The organism is Romboutsia weinsteinii, from assembly GCF_002250835.2.
Lineage (GTDB): Bacteria > Bacillota > Clostridia > Peptostreptococcales > Peptostreptococcaceae > Romboutsia_A > Romboutsia_A weinsteinii.
Window position 1 is genome coordinate 43,137 of record NZ_NOJY02000011.1, and the last position, 26,304, is coordinate 69,440.

30 protein-coding genes are annotated in these 26,304 nt (G+C 26.6%); 6 read left to right on the forward strand and 24 right to left on the reverse strand.

What is annotated here, in order from left to right; translation table 11 throughout:
- Positions 1-24: 24 nt before the first annotated feature.
- Complete coding sequence (locus CHL78_RS08210; RefSeq protein WP_094367527.1) at positions 25-2,517, reverse strand: GH39 family glycosyl hydrolase; 2,493 nt, start codon at positions 2,515-2,517, stop codon at positions 25-27.
- Between the two features lie 116 nt (positions 2,518-2,633).
- Here CHL78_RS08210 and CHL78_RS21480 point away from each other — a divergent pair, with 116 nt between their 5' ends.
- Positions 2,634-2,693: a YvrJ family protein gene (locus tag CHL78_RS21480; RefSeq protein WP_334294185.1), complete on the forward strand. Its 60-nt coding sequence runs from the start codon at positions 2,634-2,636 to the stop codon at positions 2,691-2,693.
- Positions 2,694-2,718: 25 nt separating this feature from the next.
- Here CHL78_RS21480 and CHL78_RS08220 read toward each other — a convergent pair whose 3' ends face one another.
- The 15 genes from CHL78_RS08220 to CHL78_RS08290 all read right to left on the reverse strand — a co-directional run bounded on the left by CHL78_RS08220 (position 2,719) and on the right by CHL78_RS08290 (position 17,201).
- Positions 2,719-4,038, reverse strand: coding sequence for an MATE family efflux transporter (locus tag CHL78_RS08220; protein ID WP_094367526.1), 1,320 nt, complete (start codon positions 4,036-4,038; stop codon positions 2,719-2,721).
- A 307-nt stretch (positions 4,039-4,345) separates the two neighbouring features.
- Positions 4,346-5,626, reverse strand: coding sequence for a VanZ family protein (locus CHL78_RS08225; RefSeq protein WP_094367525.1), 1,281 nt, complete (start codon positions 5,624-5,626; stop codon positions 4,346-4,348).
- A 55-nt stretch (positions 5,627-5,681) separates the two neighbouring features.
- The gene (locus CHL78_RS08230; protein WP_094367524.1) at positions 5,682-6,836 is read right to left on the reverse strand and encodes a M56 family metallopeptidase; all 1,155 of its coding nucleotides are present in this window, start codon (positions 6,834-6,836) and stop codon (positions 5,682-5,684) included.
- Between the two features lie 4 nt (positions 6,837-6,840).
- The gene (locus CHL78_RS08235; RefSeq protein ID WP_094367523.1) at positions 6,841-7,206 is read right to left on the reverse strand and encodes a BlaI/MecI/CopY family transcriptional regulator; all 366 of its coding nucleotides are present in this window, start codon (positions 7,204-7,206) and stop codon (positions 6,841-6,843) included.
- Between the two features lie 219 nt (positions 7,207-7,425).
- Positions 7,426-8,127 carry an MBL fold metallo-hydrolase gene (locus tag CHL78_RS08240; protein WP_199534015.1) on the reverse strand — a complete coding sequence of 234 codons (702 nt, stop codon included), beginning with the start codon at positions 8,125-8,127 and terminating at the stop codon, positions 7,426-7,428.
- A 220-nt stretch (positions 8,128-8,347) separates the two neighbouring features.
- On the reverse strand, positions 8,348-9,217 hold the full coding sequence (locus tag CHL78_RS08245; RefSeq protein ID WP_094367522.1) for an alpha/beta fold hydrolase: 870 nt from the start codon (positions 9,215-9,217) through the stop codon (positions 8,348-8,350).
- 15 nt (positions 9,218-9,232) lie between these two features.
- Positions 9,233-9,619 (reverse strand): DUF4180 domain-containing protein, encoded by a 387-nt coding sequence (locus CHL78_RS08250; RefSeq protein WP_330408596.1) that lies wholly within the window; start codon positions 9,617-9,619, stop codon positions 9,233-9,235.
- The gene (locus CHL78_RS08255) at positions 9,609-10,115 is read right to left on the reverse strand and encodes a helix-turn-helix domain-containing protein (RefSeq protein WP_330408597.1); all 507 of its coding nucleotides are present in this window, start codon (positions 10,113-10,115) and stop codon (positions 9,609-9,611) included. Before CHL78_RS08255 ends, CHL78_RS08250 begins: the two co-directional genes overlap by 11 nt.
- Before the next feature lie 287 nt (positions 10,116-10,402).
- On the reverse strand, positions 10,403-11,056 hold the full coding sequence (locus tag CHL78_RS08260) for a DUF3885 domain-containing protein (RefSeq protein WP_094367519.1): 654 nt from the start codon (positions 11,054-11,056) through the stop codon (positions 10,403-10,405).
- A 342-nt stretch (positions 11,057-11,398) separates the two neighbouring features.
- Positions 11,399-12,217: an alpha/beta fold hydrolase gene (locus CHL78_RS08265; protein WP_094367518.1), complete on the reverse strand. Its 819-nt coding sequence runs from the start codon at positions 12,215-12,217 to the stop codon at positions 11,399-11,401.
- Between the two features lie 14 nt (positions 12,218-12,231).
- Complete coding sequence (locus CHL78_RS08270) at positions 12,232-12,858, reverse strand: TetR/AcrR family transcriptional regulator (protein WP_158540661.1); 627 nt, start codon at positions 12,856-12,858, stop codon at positions 12,232-12,234.
- A gap of 149 nt (positions 12,859-13,007) precedes the next feature.
- Complete coding sequence (locus tag CHL78_RS08275) at positions 13,008-13,949, reverse strand: alpha/beta hydrolase (protein WP_116041375.1); 942 nt, start codon at positions 13,947-13,949, stop codon at positions 13,008-13,010.
- 23 nt (positions 13,950-13,972) lie between these two features.
- Positions 13,973-14,563, reverse strand: a complete 591-nt coding sequence (locus CHL78_RS08280; protein ID WP_158540662.1) for a Crp/Fnr family transcriptional regulator — start codon at positions 14,561-14,563, stop codon at positions 13,973-13,975.
- A 257-nt stretch (positions 14,564-14,820) separates the two neighbouring features.
- Positions 14,821-15,465, reverse strand: coding sequence for a hypothetical protein (locus tag CHL78_RS08285; protein WP_094367024.1), 645 nt, complete (start codon positions 15,463-15,465; stop codon positions 14,821-14,823).
- Between the two features lie 392 nt (positions 15,466-15,857).
- Positions 15,858-17,201 (reverse strand): MATE family efflux transporter, encoded by a 1,344-nt coding sequence (locus CHL78_RS08290; RefSeq protein WP_094367025.1) that lies wholly within the window; start codon positions 17,199-17,201, stop codon positions 15,858-15,860.
- 81 nt (positions 17,202-17,282) lie between these two features.
- Here CHL78_RS08290 and CHL78_RS08295 point away from each other — a divergent pair, with 81 nt between their 5' ends.
- The 3 genes from CHL78_RS08295 to CHL78_RS08305 all read left to right on the forward strand — a co-directional run bounded on the left by CHL78_RS08295 (position 17,283) and on the right by CHL78_RS08305 (position 19,235).
- On the forward strand, positions 17,283-18,122 hold the full coding sequence (locus CHL78_RS08295) for a MerR family transcriptional regulator (protein WP_243446404.1): 840 nt from the start codon (positions 17,283-17,285) through the stop codon (positions 18,120-18,122).
- A 125-nt stretch (positions 18,123-18,247) separates the two neighbouring features.
- Entirely contained in the window at positions 18,248-18,754 is a 507-nt protein-coding gene (locus CHL78_RS08300) for a hypothetical protein (RefSeq protein WP_094367027.1), read from the forward strand.
- A gap of 67 nt (positions 18,755-18,821) precedes the next feature.
- Entirely contained in the window at positions 18,822-19,235 is a 414-nt protein-coding gene (locus CHL78_RS08305; protein ID WP_094367028.1) for a DUF5301 domain-containing protein, read from the forward strand.
- A gap of 159 nt (positions 19,236-19,394) precedes the next feature.
- Here the strand turns inward: CHL78_RS08305 and CHL78_RS08310 are convergent, their stop codons facing one another.
- Positions 19,395-19,898, reverse strand: coding sequence for an RrF2 family transcriptional regulator (locus CHL78_RS08310; RefSeq protein ID WP_094367029.1), 504 nt, complete (start codon positions 19,896-19,898; stop codon positions 19,395-19,397).
- A 257-nt stretch (positions 19,899-20,155) separates the two neighbouring features.
- Here CHL78_RS08310 and CHL78_RS08315 point away from each other — a divergent pair, with 257 nt between their 5' ends.
- The gene (locus tag CHL78_RS08315) at positions 20,156-20,527 is read left to right on the forward strand and encodes a pyridoxamine 5'-phosphate oxidase family protein (protein WP_094367030.1); all 372 of its coding nucleotides are present in this window, start codon (positions 20,156-20,158) and stop codon (positions 20,525-20,527) included.
- 13 nt (positions 20,528-20,540) lie between these two features.
- Positions 20,541-20,717: a 4Fe-4S binding protein gene (locus CHL78_RS08320; RefSeq protein WP_094367031.1), complete on the forward strand. Its 177-nt coding sequence runs from the start codon at positions 20,541-20,543 to the stop codon at positions 20,715-20,717.
- A gap of 113 nt (positions 20,718-20,830) precedes the next feature.
- Here the strand turns inward: CHL78_RS08320 and CHL78_RS08325 are convergent, their stop codons facing one another.
- The 7 genes from CHL78_RS08325 to CHL78_RS08350 form a co-directional block, all read right to left on the reverse strand.
- Positions 20,831-21,094 carry a hypothetical protein gene (locus tag CHL78_RS08325; protein WP_094367032.1) on the reverse strand — a complete coding sequence of 88 codons (264 nt, stop codon included), beginning with the start codon at positions 21,092-21,094 and terminating at the stop codon, positions 20,831-20,833.
- Between the two features lie 63 nt (positions 21,095-21,157).
- Positions 21,158-21,286, reverse strand: a complete 129-nt coding sequence (locus CHL78_RS21315) for a hypothetical protein (protein ID WP_274541844.1) — start codon at positions 21,284-21,286, stop codon at positions 21,158-21,160.
- Between the two features lie 63 nt (positions 21,287-21,349).
- Positions 21,350-22,471 carry a sensor histidine kinase gene (locus CHL78_RS08330; protein ID WP_243446398.1) on the reverse strand — a complete coding sequence of 374 codons (1,122 nt, stop codon included), beginning with the start codon at positions 22,469-22,471 and terminating at the stop codon, positions 21,350-21,352.
- Complete coding sequence (locus CHL78_RS08335; protein ID WP_094367033.1) at positions 22,461-23,153, reverse strand: response regulator transcription factor; 693 nt, start codon at positions 23,151-23,153, stop codon at positions 22,461-22,463. Before CHL78_RS08335 ends, CHL78_RS08330 begins: the two co-directional genes overlap by 11 nt.
- 13 nt (positions 23,154-23,166) lie before the next feature.
- A complete protein-coding gene (locus CHL78_RS08340) occupies positions 23,167-23,880 on the reverse strand; it encodes a M15 family metallopeptidase (RefSeq protein WP_094367034.1) in 714 nt (237 codons plus the stop codon).
- Positions 23,881-24,104: 224 nt separating this feature from the next.
- Positions 24,105-25,250, reverse strand: coding sequence for a serine racemase VanT catalytic subunit (gene vanT / locus CHL78_RS08345; RefSeq protein WP_243446399.1), 1,146 nt, complete (start codon positions 25,248-25,250; stop codon positions 24,105-24,107).
- Positions 25,251-25,264: 14 nt separating this feature from the next.
- The gene (locus CHL78_RS08350) at positions 25,265-26,296 is read right to left on the reverse strand and encodes an acyltransferase family protein (protein WP_094367036.1); all 1,032 of its coding nucleotides are present in this window, start codon (positions 26,294-26,296) and stop codon (positions 25,265-25,267) included.
- Positions 26,297-26,304: the final 8 nt, after the last annotated feature.

Consider the following 26,304-nt stretch of genomic DNA (forward strand, 5'->3'; position numbering starts at 1 on the left):
AGTTTTTTAATTAAGTATCTTATTCTAATTTAACTTTTTATTTATTTCAAGTAATAGGATCTCATGAGGTTGTAGTGTTTTATTTATTTCATATGAATCTTTTATATTTTCATTTTTTCTTATATAACTTGGATATGATTTGCTCTTTAAATACTCTACTTCTTCTATTTCTAAATATTTTTGAGCCCCCATTTCAATCCAAGCATCAAAAGAGCTTCCATGGTTTCTATTTACCCTGTGTTCCTTTATTTCGTAATTTCCACTATCTATGTTTTCTAGTATAAAATTAAATTCTTTAGAATTATCATTTTTAAATACACCGTATCTATCTTCTTGTGTCATTTTGGATGTATCCATAGATAAGTATAATTTATCAAAATGACAATAGTTGTACAGGATTATTTGGTAGCCTTTACTACTTCTAGTTATATAATATCCGTCTCCTTTATCTACCAAAGCACTCCCTAGCTTTGCTAATAAGTAAAAAGCATTATACGCCGCCTTTTTTATTGAATTTAGTGTTATTAATCCTACACCACCATGATACTCATCATCTGGTAGTGGCAACTCTTCTATAAAATCACTAACAGCCCAGTATGCCAAAGACTTTGTACTATCCATATTCTCTACTATATTCTTTACTATAAATGCAGATTTGTAGCAGGTATCATGAGTCAATTCTCTATGGCTAGGTGAAGAATTCCACTCTGTTATATATATTTCTTTATCTTTTTTATTTATCTCTCTTACCTCGTCATTTAGTTTTTCTATATAATTGTGTAAAAAATTCTCATCTTCAGGAAGTATCCCCTTTTCGCTCAGGGAATTAATATCGATTTCTTTTACATCTTTATCAACAATATATGTATAACTATGACTATATATAAAGTCAGGATCTATGTTTTTACTAGAGTAAAAATCATAAAAACCTTGATACCATTCATAACTTCCATCACATATAAAGTTTATACCTGGAGCACCCACTTTTATATCTTTAGATATAGATTTTATAGTATTATAGGTATTTTCAAATAAATTGTAGTAATCACTTACATCTTTAAAGCCAAAAAGATTAACTATTTCAGGCTCATTCCATACTTCAAAATACCAAGTTTTAACTTCTTCTAATCCATATCTAACTATACAATGATTTATAAATGATGCTATAAGAATATTCCACTTATTCATATCTTTAGGAGGACTTATTATTGCCTCTCTATCAAATATTTTCTTTTCTTCTTTAGCTAATTTACTAGGCATAAATCCTAGTTCAATAAATGGCTTAAGGTTAATACTATCTAAAAAATTAAATAGTTTATCTATTTCTGAAAAATTAAGTATTATATTTCCTCTATCATCTTCATCATAAACCTTCATTTCATCATCAAATATTCCATGGAACCTTATATACTTATATCCGATTTCTCTTTGAATCATTTTTAATTGATTTTGAATATCTTTATTTAGTCCATCTTTAGCCCTACCTATTGTAGTTAGTAGTTTCCAATTATGATTTATATTTTCTGTCTTCTGATTTAAATCAATCTTTACATTACTTTTACTGCTTACCCTCTTATCACTACCATCTTCTTTTGCATCTAAGTATTTAAATAATGAAGTATACTTTTTATCTTCATCTATTTTTACATAATTAAAACTTTCATCATTTACTTTCATTTCTTTTAAATTAGTTTTTATTTTTTTTCTATAGGAATTAGGAGTTTGTGCATAGTTTTCTTTGAATAAATTAAAGAAGGTTTTCTCATTATTAAATCCATTATTAAGAGCTACTTCTGTTATTGATAAATCACTATAAATTAAATCTTTTACAGCATGCTCTAATCTAATACTACTCAAATAGGAGTGAAAGTTTTTACCTATGTATTTTCTAAAAAACTTAGACAAATATGCGTTAGAAAGATATTCTTTTTCTGCCAAGGTACTAAGGCTTATATCTTCTTTGTAATTTAAATCTATATATTGTATAATTCGTTTTAATCTTTCTGAATACTTATTTCCGCTTTTGTTATATACATCATCTTTCTCTTTAAAGTTTCTGCACAATATGTAGATTAATTCAAATGCCAAAGATTGTATCTTAATCTCACAATCTTCTTCATCTTTGCTATAAGTCCACATAGTCTTAGCTAGTATTTTTCTAATTTCATCTATAATATATTTATCTTCATCTTTTAGTAATACTGACTTGCAATTAAATTTTATATTTTCTATATCTTCATAATAAGGTTTTATAAAATCTATAGGAATTTGAAGTGCTAAAATTATATTGTCATCATTAGAACTTATTGTGTGTACTTCATTTGCATTGATTACTATAACATCTTCTTGGCTTAAATAGTATGCACTTTCATCTATAACAATATTTACATTTCCTTTTAAAACAAATAAACTCTCTAGACTCTCATGCCAGTGATTTTGTACATAGTTAACGCTATGAATAAATATATTCATCTGCATTTTACTACTAAATTTAATAGTTTCATAAATAGAACTCATATAAAGTCTCCCCTGCTATTGTGTATACTTTTATATACTCATTTCTTATGTCTATTTTCAAGATTATAATATACTTTATTATTATATATATTATACTAGTCTATTTATAAATTTCAATAAATAATGTTAGCTTTCCCATTGCTCTGTCAATGTATTTATTGATTAAAATTGAATGAAAACTATCTAGCATAGATAGTTTTCTTATAGTATTTCTGACTTAGATTTTAATTTAGCTAAAAACATTATTGCAGTTATTGTTGTTATAATCTCAGCAAATGTAAATGATAGCCATACACCATTCATTCCCAAAAATGCTGTAAGAATGAATAAAATAGGTATAATAGCTATGCACCCACGCATTATGGAAACAACAAAGGCACTCTTCATTTTTGTGGTTGCACTTAAAAATGCAGCTATAATAATGTTAGCTCCAGCAAAGAAAAATCCAGTAAAGTATAATCTTAACCCATTTGTAGCAATAGGAATTAGCTTAGTATTATTTTCACTGTTAAAAACAGCAATGATATTTTCCGATAAAACAAAAGTTAATATATATATAACAGTTGCTAGACCCAAAGATAAAATAATAGCATATTTCAATACTTTCTTCATCAATATAGCATCATTTTTTCCATATCCTTCGCTTAATAGTGGCTGTATTCCTTGTGCAATCCCTGTAAATATTGCAATTACTACAAGTGCTACATTTGCAACTATTCCATATGCCGCCACTCCTACAATTCCTGTAATATTCAATATTACAAGATTAAATATAATAAGAACAATCCCCGATGAGATTTCCGTAATAAATGCCGACAAACCAAGTCCTAAAATATTTATTATGGTCTTTATATTTACTTTACATTTTATAAATTTAAAATTATTGTTTTGTTTTATAAAATGTGTAGATAAAATACAAAGACTTATAATCGGTGCAAGTCCTGTAGCAAAAGCAGCTCCAAACATTCCCATTGAAAATGGAAAAATAAAGATATAATCAAGAACAATATTTGAAAAACTTCCTATAAGCATAGCTGTCATAGACAGTTTTGGATTTCCATCATTTCGTATAAATGCAAGCATTATATTATTTAGGATAAAAAATGGTGAAAAGCAAAGTATTGTTGTTAAGTAATTACTTGCCATTGTTAATGTAATCCCATCTGCACCAAGCAACTTTGCAATTGGTGTTGATAGAAATATTCCTACAATAAGAAAAATAATGCCTACAACTATTCCTATAATCACAGTATTAGAAAAAATTGAGTTGGCTTTTTCATCTTCATTTTGCGACTTCAAAATACTGTATTTTGTTGACCCTCCAATACCAATCATTAATCCAGCCCCATTGATGATGCAATAAATTGAAATAGCAAAGTTTAGTGCAGCTAGTCCATTTGAGCCAAGAGCATTGGAAACAAAAAAGGTGTCTGCAAGTATATAACAAGACAGCCCTATCATTCCTATAACATTAAGGCTAACGTATTTAAAAAAGTTTTTTAGTACATAGTTGTTATTCATATAAAACCTCCCATAAAAAAATGCCCAGACAACATTCCTTCTAAGACCTAACGGAATGTGTTTGAGCACTTTGATTTGTTTTACTCGGTAGCAAAACAAAAGTATTTATTGATTTATTTAATTTATTAATTTAAATAGTAGCATGTATCTTCTAGTTTTTCAATAATTTTTATCTGGATGACATATCCATTTATATACATATTCGTTTAAGCCTCATTTATTTATGAAACGCTTCTTCATAATTTTTTATTTAATGTATTTTACGTGTTCAAATTTCAAGGTTTTACTTTTTAGTTTTAATACTTGATTATTCAACTACCCTAGTTATTTCAATATCATCTGCAATAAATACCTCGCCATTTTTAGTTCCCTTCAAAGCTACAGTATCTTTAGTTTGTATATCTTCTTTTTTGCAATCTTTTCTTTCAATAATATCACCATTTGCTTTACCTATATTTAAAGTGAATTTTGCATCACTACTAAACTCTACTTTTATCAAGTTAGCATGTTCATCTTTTCCTACTACAGAAATTGAGCTACCATTTTCAGATTCTTGAACAGTTATTAAGTTTATAACAACTCCTCTATTGTTTACTTCTTCAACATCTCCATGTATTTCCTTTTTCTCATTGCTCTCGATTGTTACAGCTGAACCTGAAGTAGGTATCTTTTTAGATACTTCTATTGTATCAACAATACCATTATCACTTTCATCGTACCATACTTTTAAAATAGAATAAGACTCATACTTTAAAAACTCTTCCTTGCTTAATTCTTTATACGTAATAATAGATTCATTTTTTAATTCATCTATCTCTGTACAATAAAATTTAGTTTTATCATTTATTTCTACATTCAACTTTTCTGAAAAGTCTATGTCACTTGAATTTTCTGCCACCATACCTTTGTACATATAGATTTTTTCATTCTTAGTATTTAAATAAGTTCCCATAATATCCGGTTCTCTTTGTGGAAGATTTTCTTGACCTATAGTTGTAACCTCATGGTTAGTTAATCCTAATAAGCTTCCAAATTGTTCTCTTGCAATTGTAAATGCACCAATACATGCAATAGCACTTAATATTATAGTTACTTGATTTAATTTTTTATCATTACTTGTAAGTTTTTTTATACCTACATATACTAAGTAACCACTTACCCCACCTAATGTATTTAATATTAAGTCATCAATATCTAAGCTTCCTAAGTATCCAAAATATTGACTAAGTTCAAAGAACATACTCACTGCTAAAGCTACTATAACTATATTTTTTAGACTTCTAAACTTTTCAAAAAACAAAGGTAATAAATATCCTAAAGGCATAAATATGCATACATTCCCAAATATATTAGAAAAAGCCCATAGCAAACTATTATCTTTCATACCAATACTAAAAAAATCTAGTATTGTTTTAAAAGGTATTAGATTAGCACTTCTAAAATCCGCACCTATATCACCTTTTATAATATCTGCTAATGGTTCATATTTAAATAATACTATTTTAAACAATACGACTAGGTACGTTATAAAAATTATGTATAATATGTATCTACCTTTACTATTTTTCTTTTCAACTTTATTTTCCATAAATAACCCCTGCCCCCTTTTAAACTCACGCTGATTTAATAAATTTATGTATTTGTCATTTACTTTCTTTTTCAAAAGATTTACTTATAGAAAAATATTTACTCTCTCCTACAGAAATAATGGGATAATTATCTTCATCTCTTACAATCTTTACTTGCCTTTTTTCCTCCTCTGTTAATCTGCTCATAATATGATTTACAAACTCTTCTTCTATAGATTGAAAATCGTTAGATACCACACTCTCACTAGCATAGGATATATTTTGATTAGTTATTGTACTAATTGAAAACATAGAAATCACAGCTATCATAGCTATAAATATAGATATACTAGTTCCATTTTTATATTTATTAGAATCTAATATTTTTTCTACTCTACTTTTAATCAACTTTATCTCATCATTATAAAACTGAGATGAACAAAATGTACTTTTAAGTGTATTTTTATATCTTAATGAATTTACTAACACAAAAGCATAATTTTTTACTTCATCTATACTAAATTTATCAACTACTTCTTCATCACAAGAAAGCTCACATTGCTCTTTAAAGTATTTATTTAGTATTTTTACTAATGGATTAAACCAATGAATTGCACTAGCAATCATTAATAATAACTTTAATAAATTATCTTTTCTTTTAAAATGAATAAGCTCATGTCTAAGTATCCACTTTATCTCTTCTTGGTTATAGTCTTTATTAGGTATTATTATTTTATGTTTTATAAAACCTATTAACGCCGGTGATGAAAGCCCATTTACCTTAAATATATTAATATTTCTTTTAATATTTAAAGCTTGCTTTTCTTTTTCTAAAGCGTCAATTATATACTCATCCTCAATCTTATATTTTATATTTTTCATTTTTTTATAAAACATAATTTGCTTATATATATTGCTCATAAGTATAAATATTGTACCTAATATCCAAGCATAAAATATTAAACTTAAAAAAATTTCTAGATTAGTGCTATTTTCAGATATGTAAGCTACACTATTTAATTTATTGCTTTTTTTATTTAAAACTTCAACAGGTAAATATATCTCTATACTAGATACAAAGAGCATTCTTAATGTTATTAAAATACAAATCATGTAATTTAGTTTATGTGTATATTTACTTAAGATTTTATTTTTTAATAAATGTATTAATATGATTGGTACACTTATATATATACTTGTTTTAAATACCTCCATAACTATATAGCTCATACTATCACCTACTTTTTATCCAGTCTTCTAAAGCCTTAATATCCTCTTCTGAAATATCCTTAGAATCATCCAATGCTGATACCATACTAGATAAAGAGTTGTTATGCATAAAACTAAAGAATTCTTTAGTTTCAAATTTTAAATACTCATCACCATCAACTAATGTGTAATAAAAAGTTTGTCTTCCTTCTTTTTCTGATTTTAAAAACTCTTTTTCAACTAATCTTATAAGTGTTTTTGATGTAGTTCCCTTTGACCAATTATAGTTTTCACTCATAAATTTTGTAATATCTACAGATGCTACTCTTATATTTTCTTGTTCCCATATGAATTTCATAACTTGTAGTTCTGTTTTTGGGATCTTTTTCATTTTTAACACCTTCCTTTTACGACATTCGCCTACCTATTAACCTAAGTATATTACGGCATCTGTCTACTGTCAATTATAATTTAGCTTTTTTTGTATATAAAGCAAATAAAAAAAGTACCTATCCAATTAAGATTAGTACTTTTATTCTTAAGATTATCACTTAAATTTTATTTTAATCCATCTTTTGATAATTGTATTTTTCATAGAATATAACCTATATTAAATAACCTCAACTACATTAAATCCTCGTTTTTCAGCCTCTTCTACAAAGTTGTCTCCATCAATATGGATACAGTAAATTTGATGTCTATATTCCTTTGGAATAATTTCACTTAGCACTCTTAGTGAAGTATGTACATTTCCATTATCATCATTAAGACATGCATCATGATAGATTAAGTTTCCTGATTTCAAATAAGGAATTGCATCAAAATTTGTTTCATATGTATCTCCACTATAAAAAATATCATTTCCATTATCAAATTCTATTTTATAAGAGTAAGTATTTATTGCCTTAACATGCTTAGTTATTAATCCTGTGAATGTCAATCCTAATGAATTAATTCGCTTATTCTCAGCATTCTCTACAATAAAGCTTTCATTTTCTCTTAACCCAAGAAGCTCTAAAAACATACTTATTTTTTCTTTTTCATTAAAATAAATCTTAGTTACTATTTTATATTTCCAGTAGCAAAATCCTATAAATCCTCCTAATGAGCCTATATGATCTGAATGCATATGTGTTATTAATACATTTATTTCTTTAACTCCCTCTACTAATTGTTTTTCTAAAATACTTTTAAATACAGTTTCTCCACAATCAATAAGTAATAATGTTTCATTTTTCTTTATATATGCAGCTGTATTTTGTTCTCCAGTGTGATATCCCGACCCTCTACCTAAAAATACTAGATTATTCATAATATTCGCCCCTTTAATTGTCATAATTATACTTTATTTATTATATCATACTTTCATTATCTAATATTACACACATTAATCTCTATACTTAATAACAAAACCGCATCACTCACTTGTGATACGGTTCTTTATATATTACTCTATAAAACTTATTTAAGCTACACCTTTTGTTATCTCTTATCGTACAAATCTCAACTACTTATTATAAGTTTATATGTTTTTAATTTAAGAATTCCCTTATTTCATCTCCTTGATTAACAAGAGAGTGCCCTTCATCATGAATAAGATTTATATTAGCATGATCCAATAGCGACTCTAATCGCTTTGCCGTCTTTTCAGAATAAAGCATTACATCTTTCCCTCCTACAAATAGTGCAACTGGCATTGTTAATTTCATCAATTCATCATCTGAGAATATAGGAATAATCTCTCTTCTAAAGTTAAAGTGTTTTGCAATTAACTTTTGATAATTTAACATTACCTCAGGTATAGGTTTGTCACCATTAATCTTATAATATAGCTTATCTATCCCTTTTTCTCCTAATAACATATAAAATAAAGATTTAAAAAGAAAAGACTTTTTTTGAGGACCTATACCTGCTGGACAAAGTAAAACAAGTTTATTTACCTTTTGTGGATATTTTATAGAAAACTTAGTTCCTAGCCATGCACCCAATGAAATTCCAACAATACTTGCTTTTTCTATTGATAGAGCTTCAAAAACATCACTTAGCCAATTTGTAAAATCGTCACCTGAGAATGGTATTTGATTTTCATTGCTTTTTCCTGGTTCTCCTGGCATATCCACTGCATATACTCTATGACATTGTGAATACTTCTCCATCTCCTGTATCCACATAACGGAATTCATACCACTACCATGAAGTAATATAAGTGGTGGTAATTCTTCTTTTCCACTAGCCATAATAAATGTTTTTCCATAATTTGTATCAATATTAATTTCTTCATGTGAAAAATAATTTTTTTCAACTAATGATTCATAGTATTTTAAAACTTCATTTTTCCCTTCTTCAGATTTAAATGCAATTTGCACCTTCTTACTATATATTTTACTACTACTTTTTTTCATAATTGTACATCCTTATTATTTAATATCTAAAACCCAATTTTCAGCATCTCTAGTATTATTAAATACTCTGAAGTTATTTGATTTGTTTAACTCACTAACTAATTCTTTAAATCTTCCTTCGATTTTATTTTTATCTTCTATGGTAGCCGAAACTTTTATATGATAATTCATGAATTTTTGTAAAGCTATACCTGCTAAACCTAGCTTAAGATTAGTAAAGTTTTCAGTAAATACTTCTTCTCTAAGTACTAATAATTTAATATCATTTGAAATACAAATACCAATAATATCTAATACATCAGATTCACAAGCTAATGGGTGTTTAATTTCAATATATTTCTTATTTGCTTTTTCTACTATTTTATAATCCATTTCATCACCTAATTTCCATTTACATATCATTATTTTGTGTAAGCATAGATATAAAATCCAACATTTCTTTAGTAAAGTTAGTATCTCCCCACAGCATTACTTTTAAATTTCTTTCATTTTGATAATGTTTGATATTGATAGTTGAATTGCTCATTTTAGAATTTTTGCTATTCATTACTGCTAAAAGCATATTTGATATTCTTCTATATTCATCAATATCTACTTCATTAACGTCTACAACAGTAGATATATTTATCTTATTAACTCTGTTATTGCTATCTACATTTCTAGTACTAAATTCAATTTTTTCATTTTCTACTTCTGTTTTATTGCTAATTTTAACATTATTATTTTCCATGAATATACTTAAATCATGTCCTGATATTCTCCACTGCTTTCCAACTTTATTTGCTCTAAGCTTACCTTCTGTTATAAATTTTCTTATAGTTTTATGGTGCATACCTAATATTTCTGCGATTTGATCAATCGTATAAAATTTTTCTTCCATTAAACTCAATCCTTTCATATTTAATTTATATACCCATTATATTGCACTTTTTGTATATTGTAAATACATTTCGTTAGATTTTATTGTAGTTTGTTGCTATTTATTCAACCTTATTGATTTTCTAACCTAATCACATTTTATTATTCGATCAAGTATCAGCTAAATTATTATTTTATTTTGTAGGCAATAAAAAAGTATGTATCGACTTTTACATCGACACATACTTATCTAATATTTATGATATTTGTACTTCTATTTATTTGCGATACGGTTCTCCATTATATCTCCAATGAAAGTCATTTTTACTAATCTATATGTTTACTATACTTCTCTTTAAATTTTTCCAAATCTTTATCTTTGTTAAATGATAAATCTATCCATTCATCATTACACAAATGGTAAACATACTCTTTTTCCTTATGGACTATGTAGTAATCTGCAATTCCTTTGAAGTTATCAACTAATTCATCCTCAATTAATTCTCTTATTAACCTTCTATATCTTATATCTTTTACTTTACAATTTGTATAAAAACTATGTACGTTTTTAATTCCTGCAGTATTTATTTTTCCCAAATCTGTAACTATGCAGTTTAGTTTTTTTAGTGAATCTTTGTTATGTATGTATGGATTTATTCTTATATGTTTTTGTGTATATGTAGTCTCATCATACAAATCTTTACGATCATATGATCCATCTTCACTTTGTATAATCTCCCATTGATACTCATCATATTTATTTATTACAAATAGTATATCATCTTCATTATCAAATAAATCATTGAAAATCTGTAATGATCTTGAATATATTAAGTCTAAAATTTTCTTGTCATTTGAAATTAATCCATCAATATCTTTTTTTAAATCTAAAGATATTACATTTTTATTAATACTGCAAAAAGGTTTATACAGCTTTAAATTTATATATAAATTGCTTGTGTAGTTTTTTAATTCACTCATATACGCTTTATCTCCCTAATACTATTTTCAAATTTATTATATTACAAGTTTCAAAGTAGTACAATTAAACATATAAATATAAAAAAGGAAGAGTTTTAATATTCTTAAGATACCCCTTCCTTTACTAAAATATATTATTAAGTCTTACTTTAGCTCAGCTAGGATAAACTTGAATGTATCATATCTTCATTTAACTATTTTGTCTAGTCAATGCTCCATTATTTCTTACTTCAAAACCTCATCACTCACTTGTGATACGGTTCTCCGTACCGTACTCTACGGAACGTGTTTTATTTAAGTTTTTAATATTATACTATCATAAGGTCCACTAAAATAATATTTTTATAAATTACAATTTGTTCCATTTAGCATACTATAGATTAACTTGTTTACCAAATCCGGATTATCTTGGTTTGAATTATGACCTGCCTTATCTATTATATGTAATACACAATTATCATCATCTTTACTATATTTCTCTAAAGCTTTTTTAATATTTCCTAATTTATCATCTGATCCACATATTAATAATACGGGTTGCCTAAATCTAAAACCTTCATCTTCATGCAAACAGTTTGTCACTTCCATCATAACCTCAATGAATGTCCCTTTATCTATCTTTCTATAACACTTTTTTACATAATCTCTTATCTCTTTTTTATTAGAGCAAGCCCTAGCACTTTGATTAACTAGAATATCCCATGGATAACAATTAAACATAAACTTTGAATATTTAAGTATGTAATTCTCAATAAAAGTTAATTTTCCTGTATTTATGCTACAATCAATTAATACTATTTTATCTACTAAATCTGGATAATAATAGGCTATTTCCTGCGCTATGTTTCCTCCCATTGATTGACCTATAATAGTAGCTTTTTCTATATTATAAATTTCGTATATTTTTTTACAATCACTTATCATACCCTCAAACTCAAATTTTTTTCCTGATTCTAATTTAGATAAACCATGACCTCTAGCATCCCAAGCAATTATATTATACGTTTCATCAAATATCTTAAATTGCTCTTTAAACATTTCATGATCAACTCCAGCTCCATGAAAAAATAAAACCCATTTATCTTCACTACCCGCTCTATACCAATAGTTTATTGTACAGCCTAGATTATAAAATTTTAAATGTTCCATGTCATTTTTCATGATATAAAATCCCCCTACTTATTTAATAAATATTCTTCTTTATAATAATTCTTTTTCAAAGATTCCATCATATTTTTAAAATCTATTATAATTTCATTTATTTGTGTAATATTTAGTTCTTCTCTTCCTCTCATACATCCGTCTGCTATATAAAATATCATATTAATCAGATTTTTCATATCACATGGATTTTTTAATCTATCATATTCAACAATATCTAATATTTCATCTTTACCAATATGAATCATTTTATTTTTACGTATGCTTAATTCATCATCTAACTCACTGTAAATCTCATAATATGCTTTTGTAATAAATCTATATGCGTATGGAAATGAATATAACATCTCCATCCTAAATTCTATAGTATTGTTAACTAGATCAAATAAATCTTGTTTTTTATCAGATGCATATTGTTTTTTATGATTCTTAATAAATTGAATAGCATTATCAAATAAAAATAAATAGTATTCTTTTTTATTTTTAAAATAATAAAATAATAATGATTTTGAAATATTAGCTTCATCTGCAATGTAAGACATAGATGCTTTTTTATAAGAATATAAAGCAAATGCCTTATATCCTGCATTAATTATTTTATTTTGTTTTTCTAATGTTAACTTATAATATGATTCATTCACAATTTCCCCTCCATAAATAAAACGGTCAGTAAGTTAATTTTATACTTACTGACCGTTTTGTAGAAGACCCCAATATTATAATATTCATATGAAACCATGCTCCCTTACTTGTGATACGGTTCTTTGTGCCTTACTCTACGGAGCTATTATTATTTTATAACATCATTTATAAAATCAACAATTGCATCATGCATTTGATCTAATGCAGGTTGCTCTACTGGATAGTGACCTCCATTTTCAAGGTTTACGATTTTAACGTCTACCTTCTTGATTCTATTTAAAAATGGTGTACTTAGATGTAGCGGGGTCCAATGGTCCTTGTCTGGTTGTGTTAAAAGGATTGGACATACATCAAAGTCCTCAGGCTCTATATAAGTTTTAGGATAGCAGTATGAGTATAAAAATTTCATTGTAGCACTATTACCAGCTGATGTTTTATCTTTCATAAACACCTTCATAGCATCAGGATTATTACATAATGCGCTCATTTTAGAAGCAATACTCATCTTCATTTTAAACTTACTTAATCCCATTTCACATGATATCTTTGTCATTGGAACTGCTACACGACTCATAACTATATTATTTGTAGTTTCATCACGTACTTGCGTAGAAGCTTGATCTAAAAAAGTCATTCCTACTATTCCTTTTACTTTCTTATTTTTGCAGGCAACATGATAGGTTTCCATACCTCCAGCACTTAAGCCATATAAAACAATAGGTCTATCATCTAGACTTAATTCATAATTGATATAATCATTGGCTAAATCTACCCAATCATCATATGTTACTAAACTTCCTTTTCTTACTTCAGTCAATCCATATGTTGGCATATCAATTGCAATTGTCTCAAATCCGTCTTGTGAGAGTGGTCCACCTATAATCATAGATATTTGTCTTCCATTTGTACCAACACCGTGTAATAAAATCACCTTAACTTTTGCATCTTTATTTCTAAAACAATCTAAATGTACATTGTGACCTTTCCAATTCCACCACTCTTCTGTAGGATGGTACTCTTTTGTAAAATGGAACTTTTGTGGTAAAAATTCTTGTAGTTCTCTCCATGCATTTTGTTCACTATAATTCATCCTAATCCTCCTAATTCACTTTACTATTCTTCTCTAATTGTCCTTCTTATTCTACTAAGAGATACTGGTGATACACCTAAATATGAAGCAATACAACTTTGATTTACACGATTTTCTATCTCATAATAACTTCTTTTAAATTCTAGATACCGTTCTGTTGCACTCTTTATTTGAAATCCATTTTCACGATTCATCTTATAAATAATAGTTTCCTCTAGTTTCTTTATATATATATCAGTAAGTACCTTTTCACTTAATAAATACTCCTTTATTTTTTTTGCATCAAACTCTAGTGCAACTATATCCTCTAATGCCTCAAATCCTTCTTCACTTATTTTATTTGTAAAAAGACTTTCTCCTATGCAAAAGTCATATTCTTTGATAAAACTTTTTGTTACATCATTTCCTTGCATATCTATATAATAACTTCGAGCAATTCCTTTTATTATAAAGTACATTTTTGACATAGGTTCGCCCATTCTAAGGATTAATTCTCCTTTTTTGAATACTTTCTTTTTTGAGAATTCTATTATATTTTTTAATAAATCTTCAGTTATATTTTCATTAAATTCACTTCTTACTCTATCTATAATGTCTTTACACTCTTTATTCATCTCATACCTCCTTACATTGATTATTTTACGTACTTTTTTATTAAATTTCATTAACATATGTTAATAGTTAAAATTATTATTCAACACAATTATTAAATTATACTTTTCCTAAATTTCTAAGTTTTTATAGTAATATAAAAAACCGTATCACTTACTTGTGATACGGTTCATGGCTGATAATTATAATAAATTAAAAATTCCACTTCAAACTTACCTAAATAATATTAAAATTCTAACTTATAACTTCAAGTACAATTCTATTTTTTATACTTCTGTATCAACGCATAAGCTTGTAAATCACTTATACCATATTCTTTACTTTCTAATAATAACTTTTTTATTAATTCATTCTCAGATAACGAAGAATTATTTTTTACAATCATAGCAAGCTTTCCACAGTCCGATAAATAATCAAAATATAATGATATTGCTTGATTCATAATGGTATCATCAAACTGTGATAACTTCTTATGTAATATTGTATTATCATATAATTCTTTATATCCAATAAGTGAAGCAGATGTCTTCTCGCGAACAATATCACAACTTTCATCATTAATTATTACAGTAAATACACTACCCTCATATTTTTGAGTTTCAAGAAAGCTAAGGATCGTTAGTAAATTCAGCTGACAAAACGTATCTGTACCAAACCATAAAACAATTTCTTCATGGCTTTTTAAATCTTTTATTAACTCAAAAAAACTATGTAATTTCTGATAATATTCTTCTACAGAAACTTTAAGTTCATATGCACGTTTTATACAAAAATTATCAGAAAATATATCAGTTGTCGAATTTCCGACCATTATTGCCTCATTAAACGGTATTCCTTTTTCCTGGTATGTATCTTCAAAGTATTGATTAAAATACTCTCCATTTGTTATATTAGCTCTTTTCATAAAGTATATTTCCCCTTTCATACCTTCTATAATCAATCTTTCATTCACAATATAAAGCAATTGCTAACTATATTATAACTTAGATTTCATAGTCATATATATTCCTACAGAAACAATATTTCATTAAAGATATATATATCAAAATAAATTTAATACTAGCAAATAAAAAAAGTATATGTCATGCATATACTTTTTCATTAATCATTATTTTTTTATAATAGATACTTCTTCTAATATAATAGAACCTGTATCCAAATCTATTTTACCTTTTAAATCTATACCATAATCTACATTCTCACCGTCATTAGCTTCCTTTAATATATCCCTTTTTTCATTTTCATAGGATTTTCTCCTCTTTATGCTTTTAAAGATTTGTATAGCTTATAATATTTTTAATTTAGCGCCTTTTCCATATATCCATACTGTAGGGTATCTTTGCACTTAGATAAAATATTTCTAGAAATTACAAGCACAATAAGTTCTGATATAAGAGTTGATATCCATATTCCTAAGCCTCCAAATAAAAGTACCATAACTATTAAAGTAAGTGTTATTACGACTATACCTCTTCCTAAAGATACTATTCCTGCTTGGACTGGTTTATCTATAGCTACACAAAATCCTGATGTTATTACATTATATCCCATAACTAAAAATGCAAATGAAAATATTCTCAAAATATTTACTGTATAGCTAAATAACTCTTTCTCTGTATTGCTAATAAACAATGATACTATCTGATTTGTAAATACAAAAACTATTAAAAATGATACCACTGATGAGATTTTTATTGTTTTTAATCCCATTTTTAAAATTGATAACACTACGTCATTATCTTTCTTACCATGGTAATAACTACACATAGGTTGTATTCCTTGTGATATTCCCATCATAGTTGTAAGTACCAATGTGTTTACATAACAAACTACACTGTAACTTACCAGTGCATCTTCTCCTATTATTCTTAATATGCATTGATTAAAAATCAAAATAATAACAGCTATACTTATTTCTGTTGTACAATCTGGAATTCCTATTAATATTACTCTTTTTATAATACTAAAATCAAATTTGAATTTTACAAATCTAAGCTTACCTCTTTTTCTTAAAAAGTGTATAAGGAAAAATGAGAATGAAAATATTCTTGCTATTCCTGTTGCAAATGCAGCTCCTTGAACTCCATACCCTAGTTTTAGTACAAATATATAATCTAGCACTATATTAGTTATAGCAGATATAATTACACCTACTGTTGCAAGGTGAGGATAACCATCACTTTTTATTAATACTTCTAAATAATACGATCCTAAATAAAAGAAAACAAATAGCATAATTGTTCCTAGATATTCTTTTACATACTCTATAGTACTGCTAGTCGATCCTAAAAATACAGCTATTTTATCTAAGTTTAATAAACTAAATAACATTATAATTGCCGATATAATCGATATTGTAACTAAATTTAATGTGAAGTATTCATTTGCCTTTTTACTTTCTGAGTTTCCTAGTTTAATAGAAACCACTGTACTTGCACCTGTTGCAAATAAAATGGATAATGCAAATAACGTATTTATATATGGTGTAGATATATTTACAGCCGCTAGTGCATTGCTACCTACCCCCTTGCTTACAAATATACCATCTACCATTGAATACAATGAAAATACCCACATTGCTGCTACTGAAGGTATTACATATTTTTTAAATTGTGTTTTTAAGTCTAATGCGTCTTCCATATTTTACATCTCCTTTCTCCTTAGAAAACTATAAACTGTGGTATAATACACATGTCAATAACTATTTTAATTTTGTTTGGAGTGATTTATTTGAAGAGAAAATATTATAAAACTGGTGAACTTTCAAAAATATATAAATTGGGTAGAGATTCTATAAAATACTATGAAAAATTAGGTCTTCTAAATCCTACTAGAGACACTAACTCTTATAGAATGTACACAATTAAAGATATATGCAATTTAAATCTTATTCGTGAACTTAGAACATTAGATTTTTCTATGCAAAAGATTAAGGAGTATATAGAAAATAGAAATATCAAAACTACAAAGAAAATGCTTAAAGAAGAAATTGAATTAATAGAAAAAAAAGTAGAAGATCTAAACTCTCATAAAAATTCTTTGAAAAAAAGATTATCTTCTATTGATAAATGTCTAGAACATACTACTTTTAATAGAATTGAACTTTTATATATGTATAAAAGAAAGGCTCTTACTGTTGATTCTAATGTATCTATTTATGAAAATGTAGATTATTTAGTACAAAGATTGAGTGAAAAATTCGAAGATAAGTTTTATATTTTAGGTAATAGTAATTTTGGAGCAATGTTTGATTCTAATAGCCTTTCTGATGGTATTTATAATATCTATAAACATACATTTTGCTTGTTAGATGATGATGCTACTGATTACAACTTTATTTTGGATGAGGGATACTATGTTACATATACTTACAAAGGCAATTATAATCAGTATAACCAGGTATTTGAAATGCTTTACAAGTTCATTGAGATTAATAAATACACTATTTCAGGTGATCCTATAGAGATTTATAAAATAGATGTTTATGAAACGTCTATAGAAGATGAGTATGTTACTCAAGTTCAAATCCCAGTTAAACTTTTAAGCGATGTTTCTTTGTAATCCTTTATATATTGGTTATGTTAGCTAAATAAAATAACCTTAGAAACTTTATTTAAATATCAAAAGAAGGCTTAAATATATAATGCACATTAATGATAAATAAAAAATACAGGAGAATAGAGACAATGGATAAAAACAATAAAAAGAAATATATATTTGTGGTAATAATAATTACTTTTCTAATAATAGGAGCCTTTAAAGTAAGAGAGTATTATATTTTAAAAGATTGCTTTGTATTTTCTAAAGATAATATAGTTTCAGTGTGGACTTCTAAAAAAGGTACATATTCTCATAAATATAATTCTCATATATCTGAAGAAGATATGTCTCATTTAAGTAAACTATTAACAAGTGCAAAATTAGAAAAATCTAGTATTAAAGAAGCTCCCCCTAGCAGTGTGTTAATATATTTGGATGGTTATATTAAAGATGACAAAGATGATGGCTTTTCAATTGAGTACAAAAGAAGTCTATACCTAGGCAAAATAAATAATGAGAAAATGTATGTTATTTTAGAAGTAAACAAACTTAGAGATGATAATAGTTTCAATATGAAAAACATTGCACAAAAATTTTACACTATTAATTCGAAAGAATTAGTAAAACTTATAGAAAAGATAGATAGTAAGTAATCAAATATATATATAATAAAGTTCTGTTAGATAATTTTATGATTAGTTAAACAAAGGAGGATAAGTAGTGAAAAAACATAAAATATTTATATTTAGTTTTGTTTTGTCAGCCTTATTTTTAATTGGCTGTGATAAAGTAATATATAAAGATATAGATTTACCATCATTGGAAGACATAGAAAGTATTGAAATAACTGGTGGAGAATCAAAATTTGCAAGTGATGATAAAAATATAATTTTAAAATTAATCGAAAATATGAGTAATGCAACAATTACAAATAAAGAAAGCGTACAAGATGTACCTAATCAAGAGAAATATATAAAAATCAACTTAATTACTAAAGAATATACAAGTACCTTTTTTGTGTATTGGGAGGATAGCAAATTATATTTAGAACAACCATATGTTGGTATTTATTTAGCTGATACTAGCTTAAATGAAGTAATAAATGGAATATACGATTTTAAATTTAAAGATTAATAAACGTAGAATAAAAGATATTTTCATATAATGTTCACAACTTAGGTAAACTGAAAAAAGTTATAACTATTAGTGGTAATTAAAAAAGATGGCTAGATATTGATATGTTTTCAATACTTCTAGCCATTTTTTTAGTATTTATCATAAAGTAAAATAACATTATTTCTTTGTATTTTTAAACCATTCAATCGTTGCTTCTTCCATCTCTTTTGGAAGTATATTATTATACACTTGATTATGTAACCACTGTAATGTCTTGCTATTTAAATATTTTTTCATTTCATTTTCAGCTTCTAACATTACTACCTTTATTAAACAAGGACACTTAGTATGTGTCTCTGGTAAATTATTTTTATCTAGTAATACATTATTTTGTCTTATCTCTGCACATTGGAAAAAATCTTCACTTCCCTCTACAGCTTCTACAACATCCCAAAATGTAATCTCATCTGCACTACGAGCAAGTGTATATCCACCTTTTACTCCTGGTACAGATTTTATTATTTTAGCTTTACTTAATCTTGCATATACCTTAGACAAATAGCTTTCTGATATCCCTTGAAATGTTGCTAAATCTCTAATTCCAATCGATTTTCCCTCTTCTACATTAACCATATATAGTAAACAATGTAGTGCATATTCTACTCCTACTGAAAATTTCATTTAATTTTACGCTCCTTAAAAAAATAATATCTTTATCATACATTATTATTAAATTTGATTCAAGACACCTTACTTACATTAAGCTTAAAATGATATGTTTAGCAACAGGCAGATCCATTTTGTCCACATGTTGGCGAACTACTTAAACAACATAAAGCGAATTTTTTTGTTGACACATGAAAAAAATTATTATAATATAATTAGAGACAATATCTATCGACGATACTAAGTATCTATAATTCAAGGAGGAATATAAAATGTTTACAGAAAAATTTTTAGAAGTTTTAAATAATGAGGGAGTTGTTTCTATTGTTACTTGTGCAAATAATGAGGCTCATGTGTCAAATACATGGAATAGCTATCTAGTTATTGTAGAAGGAAATAAAATATTAATTCCAGCTGCTGCAATGATAAACACAGAAAGTAATATAAATATTAATCCTAATGTTAAATTAACGCTAGGTAGCCATGAAGTAATGGGATATAGATATATGGGAACTGGATTTTTACTTGAAGGAACTGCTAGGTTCTTAAAAGATGGGGATAACTTCAAAATGATGATAGATAAGTTTCCTTTCTTAACAAGAGTTTTAGAAATCACAGTTGACTCTTGTAAACAAACTTTATAAGGGAGATTATACTATGCCTAGAATAATTGATAAATCTAAATGTGTAGCTTGCGGAACCTGTGAAAGAGTATGTAAGGTCGGATGTATAACACAATTAGAAGATAAAAAAAGAACAATAAATCCATCAGCTTGTGTGGATTGTGGAGCATGCCAACTTGCTTGCCCTAAGAAATGCATATCTCAAAACTAGTTTAATAATATAGTTACTAATTAAACCATAGATATAACTGTAACTAAAAAAATAAAAAGATAGCTACCCTAATTCACTTAAAGGTAACTATCTTTGTTTTATATAATTTAAATTTATTTTCTCTTTTTAGTCTTATTTTTCTTTTTACCTCTATTTTGAGCCTTCTTTTCCGCTCTAGCTTGCATCTTAGCTTCTTCTTCTTCCTTAGCTTCTTCTTTTATTTTTTCATTTTCTCTATAAGCTATAAAGAAATCAATCATACTGACTAGAAGTGTTAACCATGCTGAATCACTTTTATTAATGAAACTAGTTATAGAAGCAACTAAAAATACTATACCTGTTATAAACCAAAAGTTTCTACTATTTTTTCCTTTCATATTGTCCTCCTCTGTATATGATGTCAAAATATCAATCATGATTCTTCTATTATAACCTATATACTAGCTATTTTTTAAATTAACTTGTGATTCTAAAATTTTTATTTTTTCTTCCCATTTTATATCCATATGTATTATGTTTATTATTTTGTTTACTCTATTTTCTATTGTTTGTTCTTTTATAAAATCCATAACCTCAACTCCTTTACTTTGAGTATATCCAAGTTATGGATTTTTAATATTTTACCTAACTTTTTATTTATTTTTTACTAAAGGAATTTTTGTTTCAAAAATAACTTCACTTCCATTACTTTCAACTGAAATATCTCCACCATGAATTTCTATAATATTTTTTGCTATAGCTAGACCTAGTCCTGAACCTCCATCATCCCTACTTCTAGATTTCTCCACTCTATAAAATCTATCAAATATAAATGGTATTTCTGATTTTGGTATAGATTTTCCGTAATTTATAACCTGTACTATTGCAAAATTATTTTCTTTTTTAGTTACTATATCTATATATATACCTTCATTTCCATATTTCACTGCGTTACTTATTAAATTCTCAAATACTCTAACCAACTTATTTGGATCTCCATTTATAATAAGCTTGTCATCAGAAAATTTTAATCTTATTTTCATATTAGCTTCTCTTACTTGATATTCTAAGTAAGACACTACTTGTCCTATTAATTCCACCAAGTTAATCTCCATCTTATCTAGTGGTAGTGTATTGTTTTGTAATTTTGTTAGTTCAAATAAATCATTTATAAGTATGTCTAAGCTCTTTGATTTTTCATAAGCTATTTTTGTATAATATCTAAGATGTACTTCATCTTTGTATTTATCATGTTCTATAAGATCCAAATACCCAATGATTGATGTTAGAGGTGTTCTTAAATCATGAGATACATTAGTAATAAGATCTGTTTTAGTTTGTTGAGCATATCTTTCTTCTATTGTTATATTTTTTAATCTTTCTACAATATGATTTATATCACTTGCTAATTTTCCAACATCACCACGTGAATTTATATCAACCCTTTTATCTAAATCTCCATCAGACATTATTTCTACACTTTCCATCAGTGAGGCTATATCTTTACTTTTTCTATAAGTTAATAATGTATAAATCATTACAACAAGTATAGCTCCCATCATAATGTACATAAAATCACCTAAAAAATTATTTTTAAGTATTAATAAAGGTCTTATAATCCATCTAATGAAAGATGATGTATTATAAAAATCATTTGCAAAGGTAAATAGGCTAAGAAATATTATAAATCCCACCAAAATGCTTACTGCCACATATAAAAGTTGGCTTATATTATGCTTATATACTTTTAATATATATCTTGTTTTATCTTTCAATTTTATATCCTACCCCCCATACAGTATGAATCACTTTGCATCCATTCATAGGCTTTTCTATTTTTTCTCTTATTCTACTCATATGGACCATTACTGTATTATTCGATTGGTAGTACTGTTCTTTCCACACCTTAGAAAATATATCTTCTGTACTAAATACCTTTCCTCTATTGCTTGCTAGCAAGTATAAAATATCAAACTCTCTAGATGTTAATGATATTTCTGCATCATCTACTGTTACAACATGATTTATTTTATCTATTTTCAATGAGTCAATAGCTATAATATCATCTCTAGTATCTTGTTCTCTGTTAAAATAATACGCTCTTCTTAACAAAGCCTTTACTCTAACAGTTAGTTCAAGCGGATTAAATGGCTTTGTTATATAGTCATCTGCACCAGTCATAATCCCTTGTATCTTGTCCATATCTTCCGACTTTGCACTTAGCATTAGTATTGGTATACTCATTTTTTCTCTTATTCTTTTACAAGTTTCTATTCCATCCATTTTAGGCATCATCACATCAAGTATTATAAGTTGTACCTTTTCATTTTCAATTATTTTTAAAGCTTCTTCTCCATCACCTGCTTTTATTACTTTATATCCTTCGTTCATTAAATATATTTCAAGCAAGTTTCTTATTTCTTCTTCATCATCTACCACAAGAACTTTATTTTGCAATTTAAGTACCTCCTTAAGCTTCTATCATTATTTTATTTTTTATATATTCTTCTAAAGTTATTCCCTTATTAAAGATATTTCTAGCTACCTCTTTTCCTACATATCTAACATGCCAAGGCTCATAAGATATTCCGGTTATATACTCCTTACCTTCAGGATATCTAAGTATAAACCCAAACCTATGAGCATTATTTGCTAGCCAAATAGCTTCCTTACAAGTTTTTACAAATCTTCGCTTTCTATTTGTTACATCTATAGATAACCCTGTTTGATGTTCACTTTTTCCAGGATGAGCTACATATTTATCAGCCTCTTCTTTTCCCTTAGCCTCAACTCTTCTTGTATATATTGCTAATTGCTCTTCATATGACCTATATGCTGAGGTTGCTAGAAATTCTATTCCCTCATTTCTTGCTACTAAGAATAATTCTTCTATAGCATCTGCCGCCATACTTTCCATATACCTTTCGTCATCTGTTGAATCTTTTACAAAGCTTATATTAGGAACTTTAAGATTAGAAGGTATGTACTCTCTATCTAGTGAATTATCCTTATTTACTAATATTAAGTTTTCCTCAAGTCCAATATTAGAGTAATTCTTTTTTATATAGTTTTTAGTCTTTAATTTTTTATAATATATATTTTTATTTACAACTACAGCTTCTTGTGTAAAATTAGCAGTATTCATTGGTGTCATAATTGATATAAATAATTTTTTTAATTTCATATCTATTCTCTCCTTTTGTTTTAATACCTTCATTTTAGAGAATAGACCTTACGTAATTTATAAATAAATATTAAGTTTCCTTAAGTTTTGATTAAAATCTATTTATAAGTACTTTCTTTAATAATATAAAGAGGATATATATTGGCTTTTTTTACCTATACATATCCTCTTTATTATATTAAAATCTAAAAAGTTTGTAAAACTTTATATAATTCTATAACTCATTAATAAGTATAGATCTTTTCTACTCTTGTTCCTAGAGCTGTAAGGGTCTCATTATTTATAGTGTTATTAATTTTACTTATATCATCAATTGAAACATACTTGCCACAATCTTCACCTATTAAAGTCACTATATCTTCAGCTTTTGCATTATCAATATTAGTTACATCTACCATAAGTTGATCCATACATATATTGCCAACTATATTACCTTCTTCTCCATTTATTAAAACCCTCATATTTTTTTTAGAAAGCCCACGTGGATATCCGTCTGCATATCCTATGGTTACTGTTGCTATTTTAGTTTGTTTTGCTGTAGTAAAATTATTACCATAACCAACTGTCTCACTTTTTTTTACATCTTTAACTAAAGCAATCTTTGACTTAAGAGACAATACAGGCTTAAGATATATATCTTTAATAGTATCATCCATAGGACTACTTGATACACCATATAGAATTATTCCTGGTCGCACAAAGTCACATTTTAAGTGTCCATAATTCAATATTGCATAGCTACTTTGGATGTGTATCTTACCTACATCTATATTTTCACTTTTTAGCTTATCTATTATTTCATAAAATCTCTCAATCTGATTATTAGTAAAAGCAACATCTTCTTCTAATAAGCTATCGGCTCTAGATAAATGACTAAAAGTACCTTCAATTTGTAGATTTTTACTCTTATAAATAGATACAATATTCTCTAGGTCTTTACAGTTTGCTCCTAATCTATTCATTCCTGTATCAATTTTAACATGAGCTTTTACCCTTCCTTCAGTTTCACTAAGCTTATTTGCATAATCATTATCAACTATTGTTTGAGTAATATTAAAATTTATTAAATCATTTTTACGACTTGTTGGAGTATATCCTAAGACAAGTATTTCTCCATATATTTTAGATTTTCTTAGCTCTATTGCTTCATCTATACTTGCAACTGCAAAGTTACCAACACCTAGTTTTTGTAAATGCCTTGATACTTCTACTCCACCATGACCATAAGCATCTGCTTTTACAACTGCCATTACCTTGCAATTATCATCTATTATATTTTCTATTTCACGTAAGTTATGCTCTAAGTTTGATAAATTTATTTCTCTATAGGATCTTAAATCTTTATAATTTATATCTATTTTATCATTCATAATAACCCCTCTAATTATTTTCTTTTGACTTTGATTTTATTTATATTCATAAATACTAATGATGCAAAAATAGATAATATAACTACCACTAAGTAATTAATAACACTATTGTTTACTAATACATCACTAGTTTTTGTAAGCTTTCCAATCATTCTAACTACAACTATTATCATTGGATGAATAATATAGATATATAAACTCATATCTCTTAAATTCTTCATCTTTGTATTTTTTAGTTGTAAACATATCTTAAATAAGAAATACACTGTCGGCACTAAAAATACAGTCATACTATCATGTCTTGCTATATTGTTAGTTTTAAGTAATATAAACTCTACTAAAAATAATAGGAAACATAGTGTAAATCTACTCAAATCTTTTCTCATTACTTTATCTTCTTTTTCTAAGTTATAAAGTTTAGATAACTTAAATCCTAAAAGTATAAAAATTGGCGCGAAAAATATACCATTTCTTGTATAATCAAATACCGTAAACAAATGGTCATATATCATTTTTATTGAATCTATATTTTGAGTAATACCAAAGTAACTATCACCTAATAATCCAATAATATATAAAGCTATACTTATAAATAAAGTAATCTTAAATGAAAATTTACACCTTAGTATATACACTATACATACACCTATTATTGAGGCAGGCAAGTACCATAAATGATATAGTGTGCCATCAAAGAATAAATCCTTTAATATTTTTCCTATATTTAAACTTTCACTAAAGTATCCATTGTATATATTAAGTGGAATGTAAATCAATATTGAAATTAAATATATACTCAAAATTTTATTTATATATTTAACAGTAATTTTATTATTGTATTTTCTATTATCAATAAACCGTATAGATAATAAATATCCTGAGGCTACAAAGAAAAATGGAACTGCCAATCTGGCAATTATTCTAGTTAGAATAAAATTACCAGATTCGCTATATGTCAAAAGTGGATCTGTGTGAATAGCTACCACAAGTAGTGATGCAATAAATTTAAATAAATCAATTTGTCCAAAACTTATTTTTTCATTCATTTATCAAC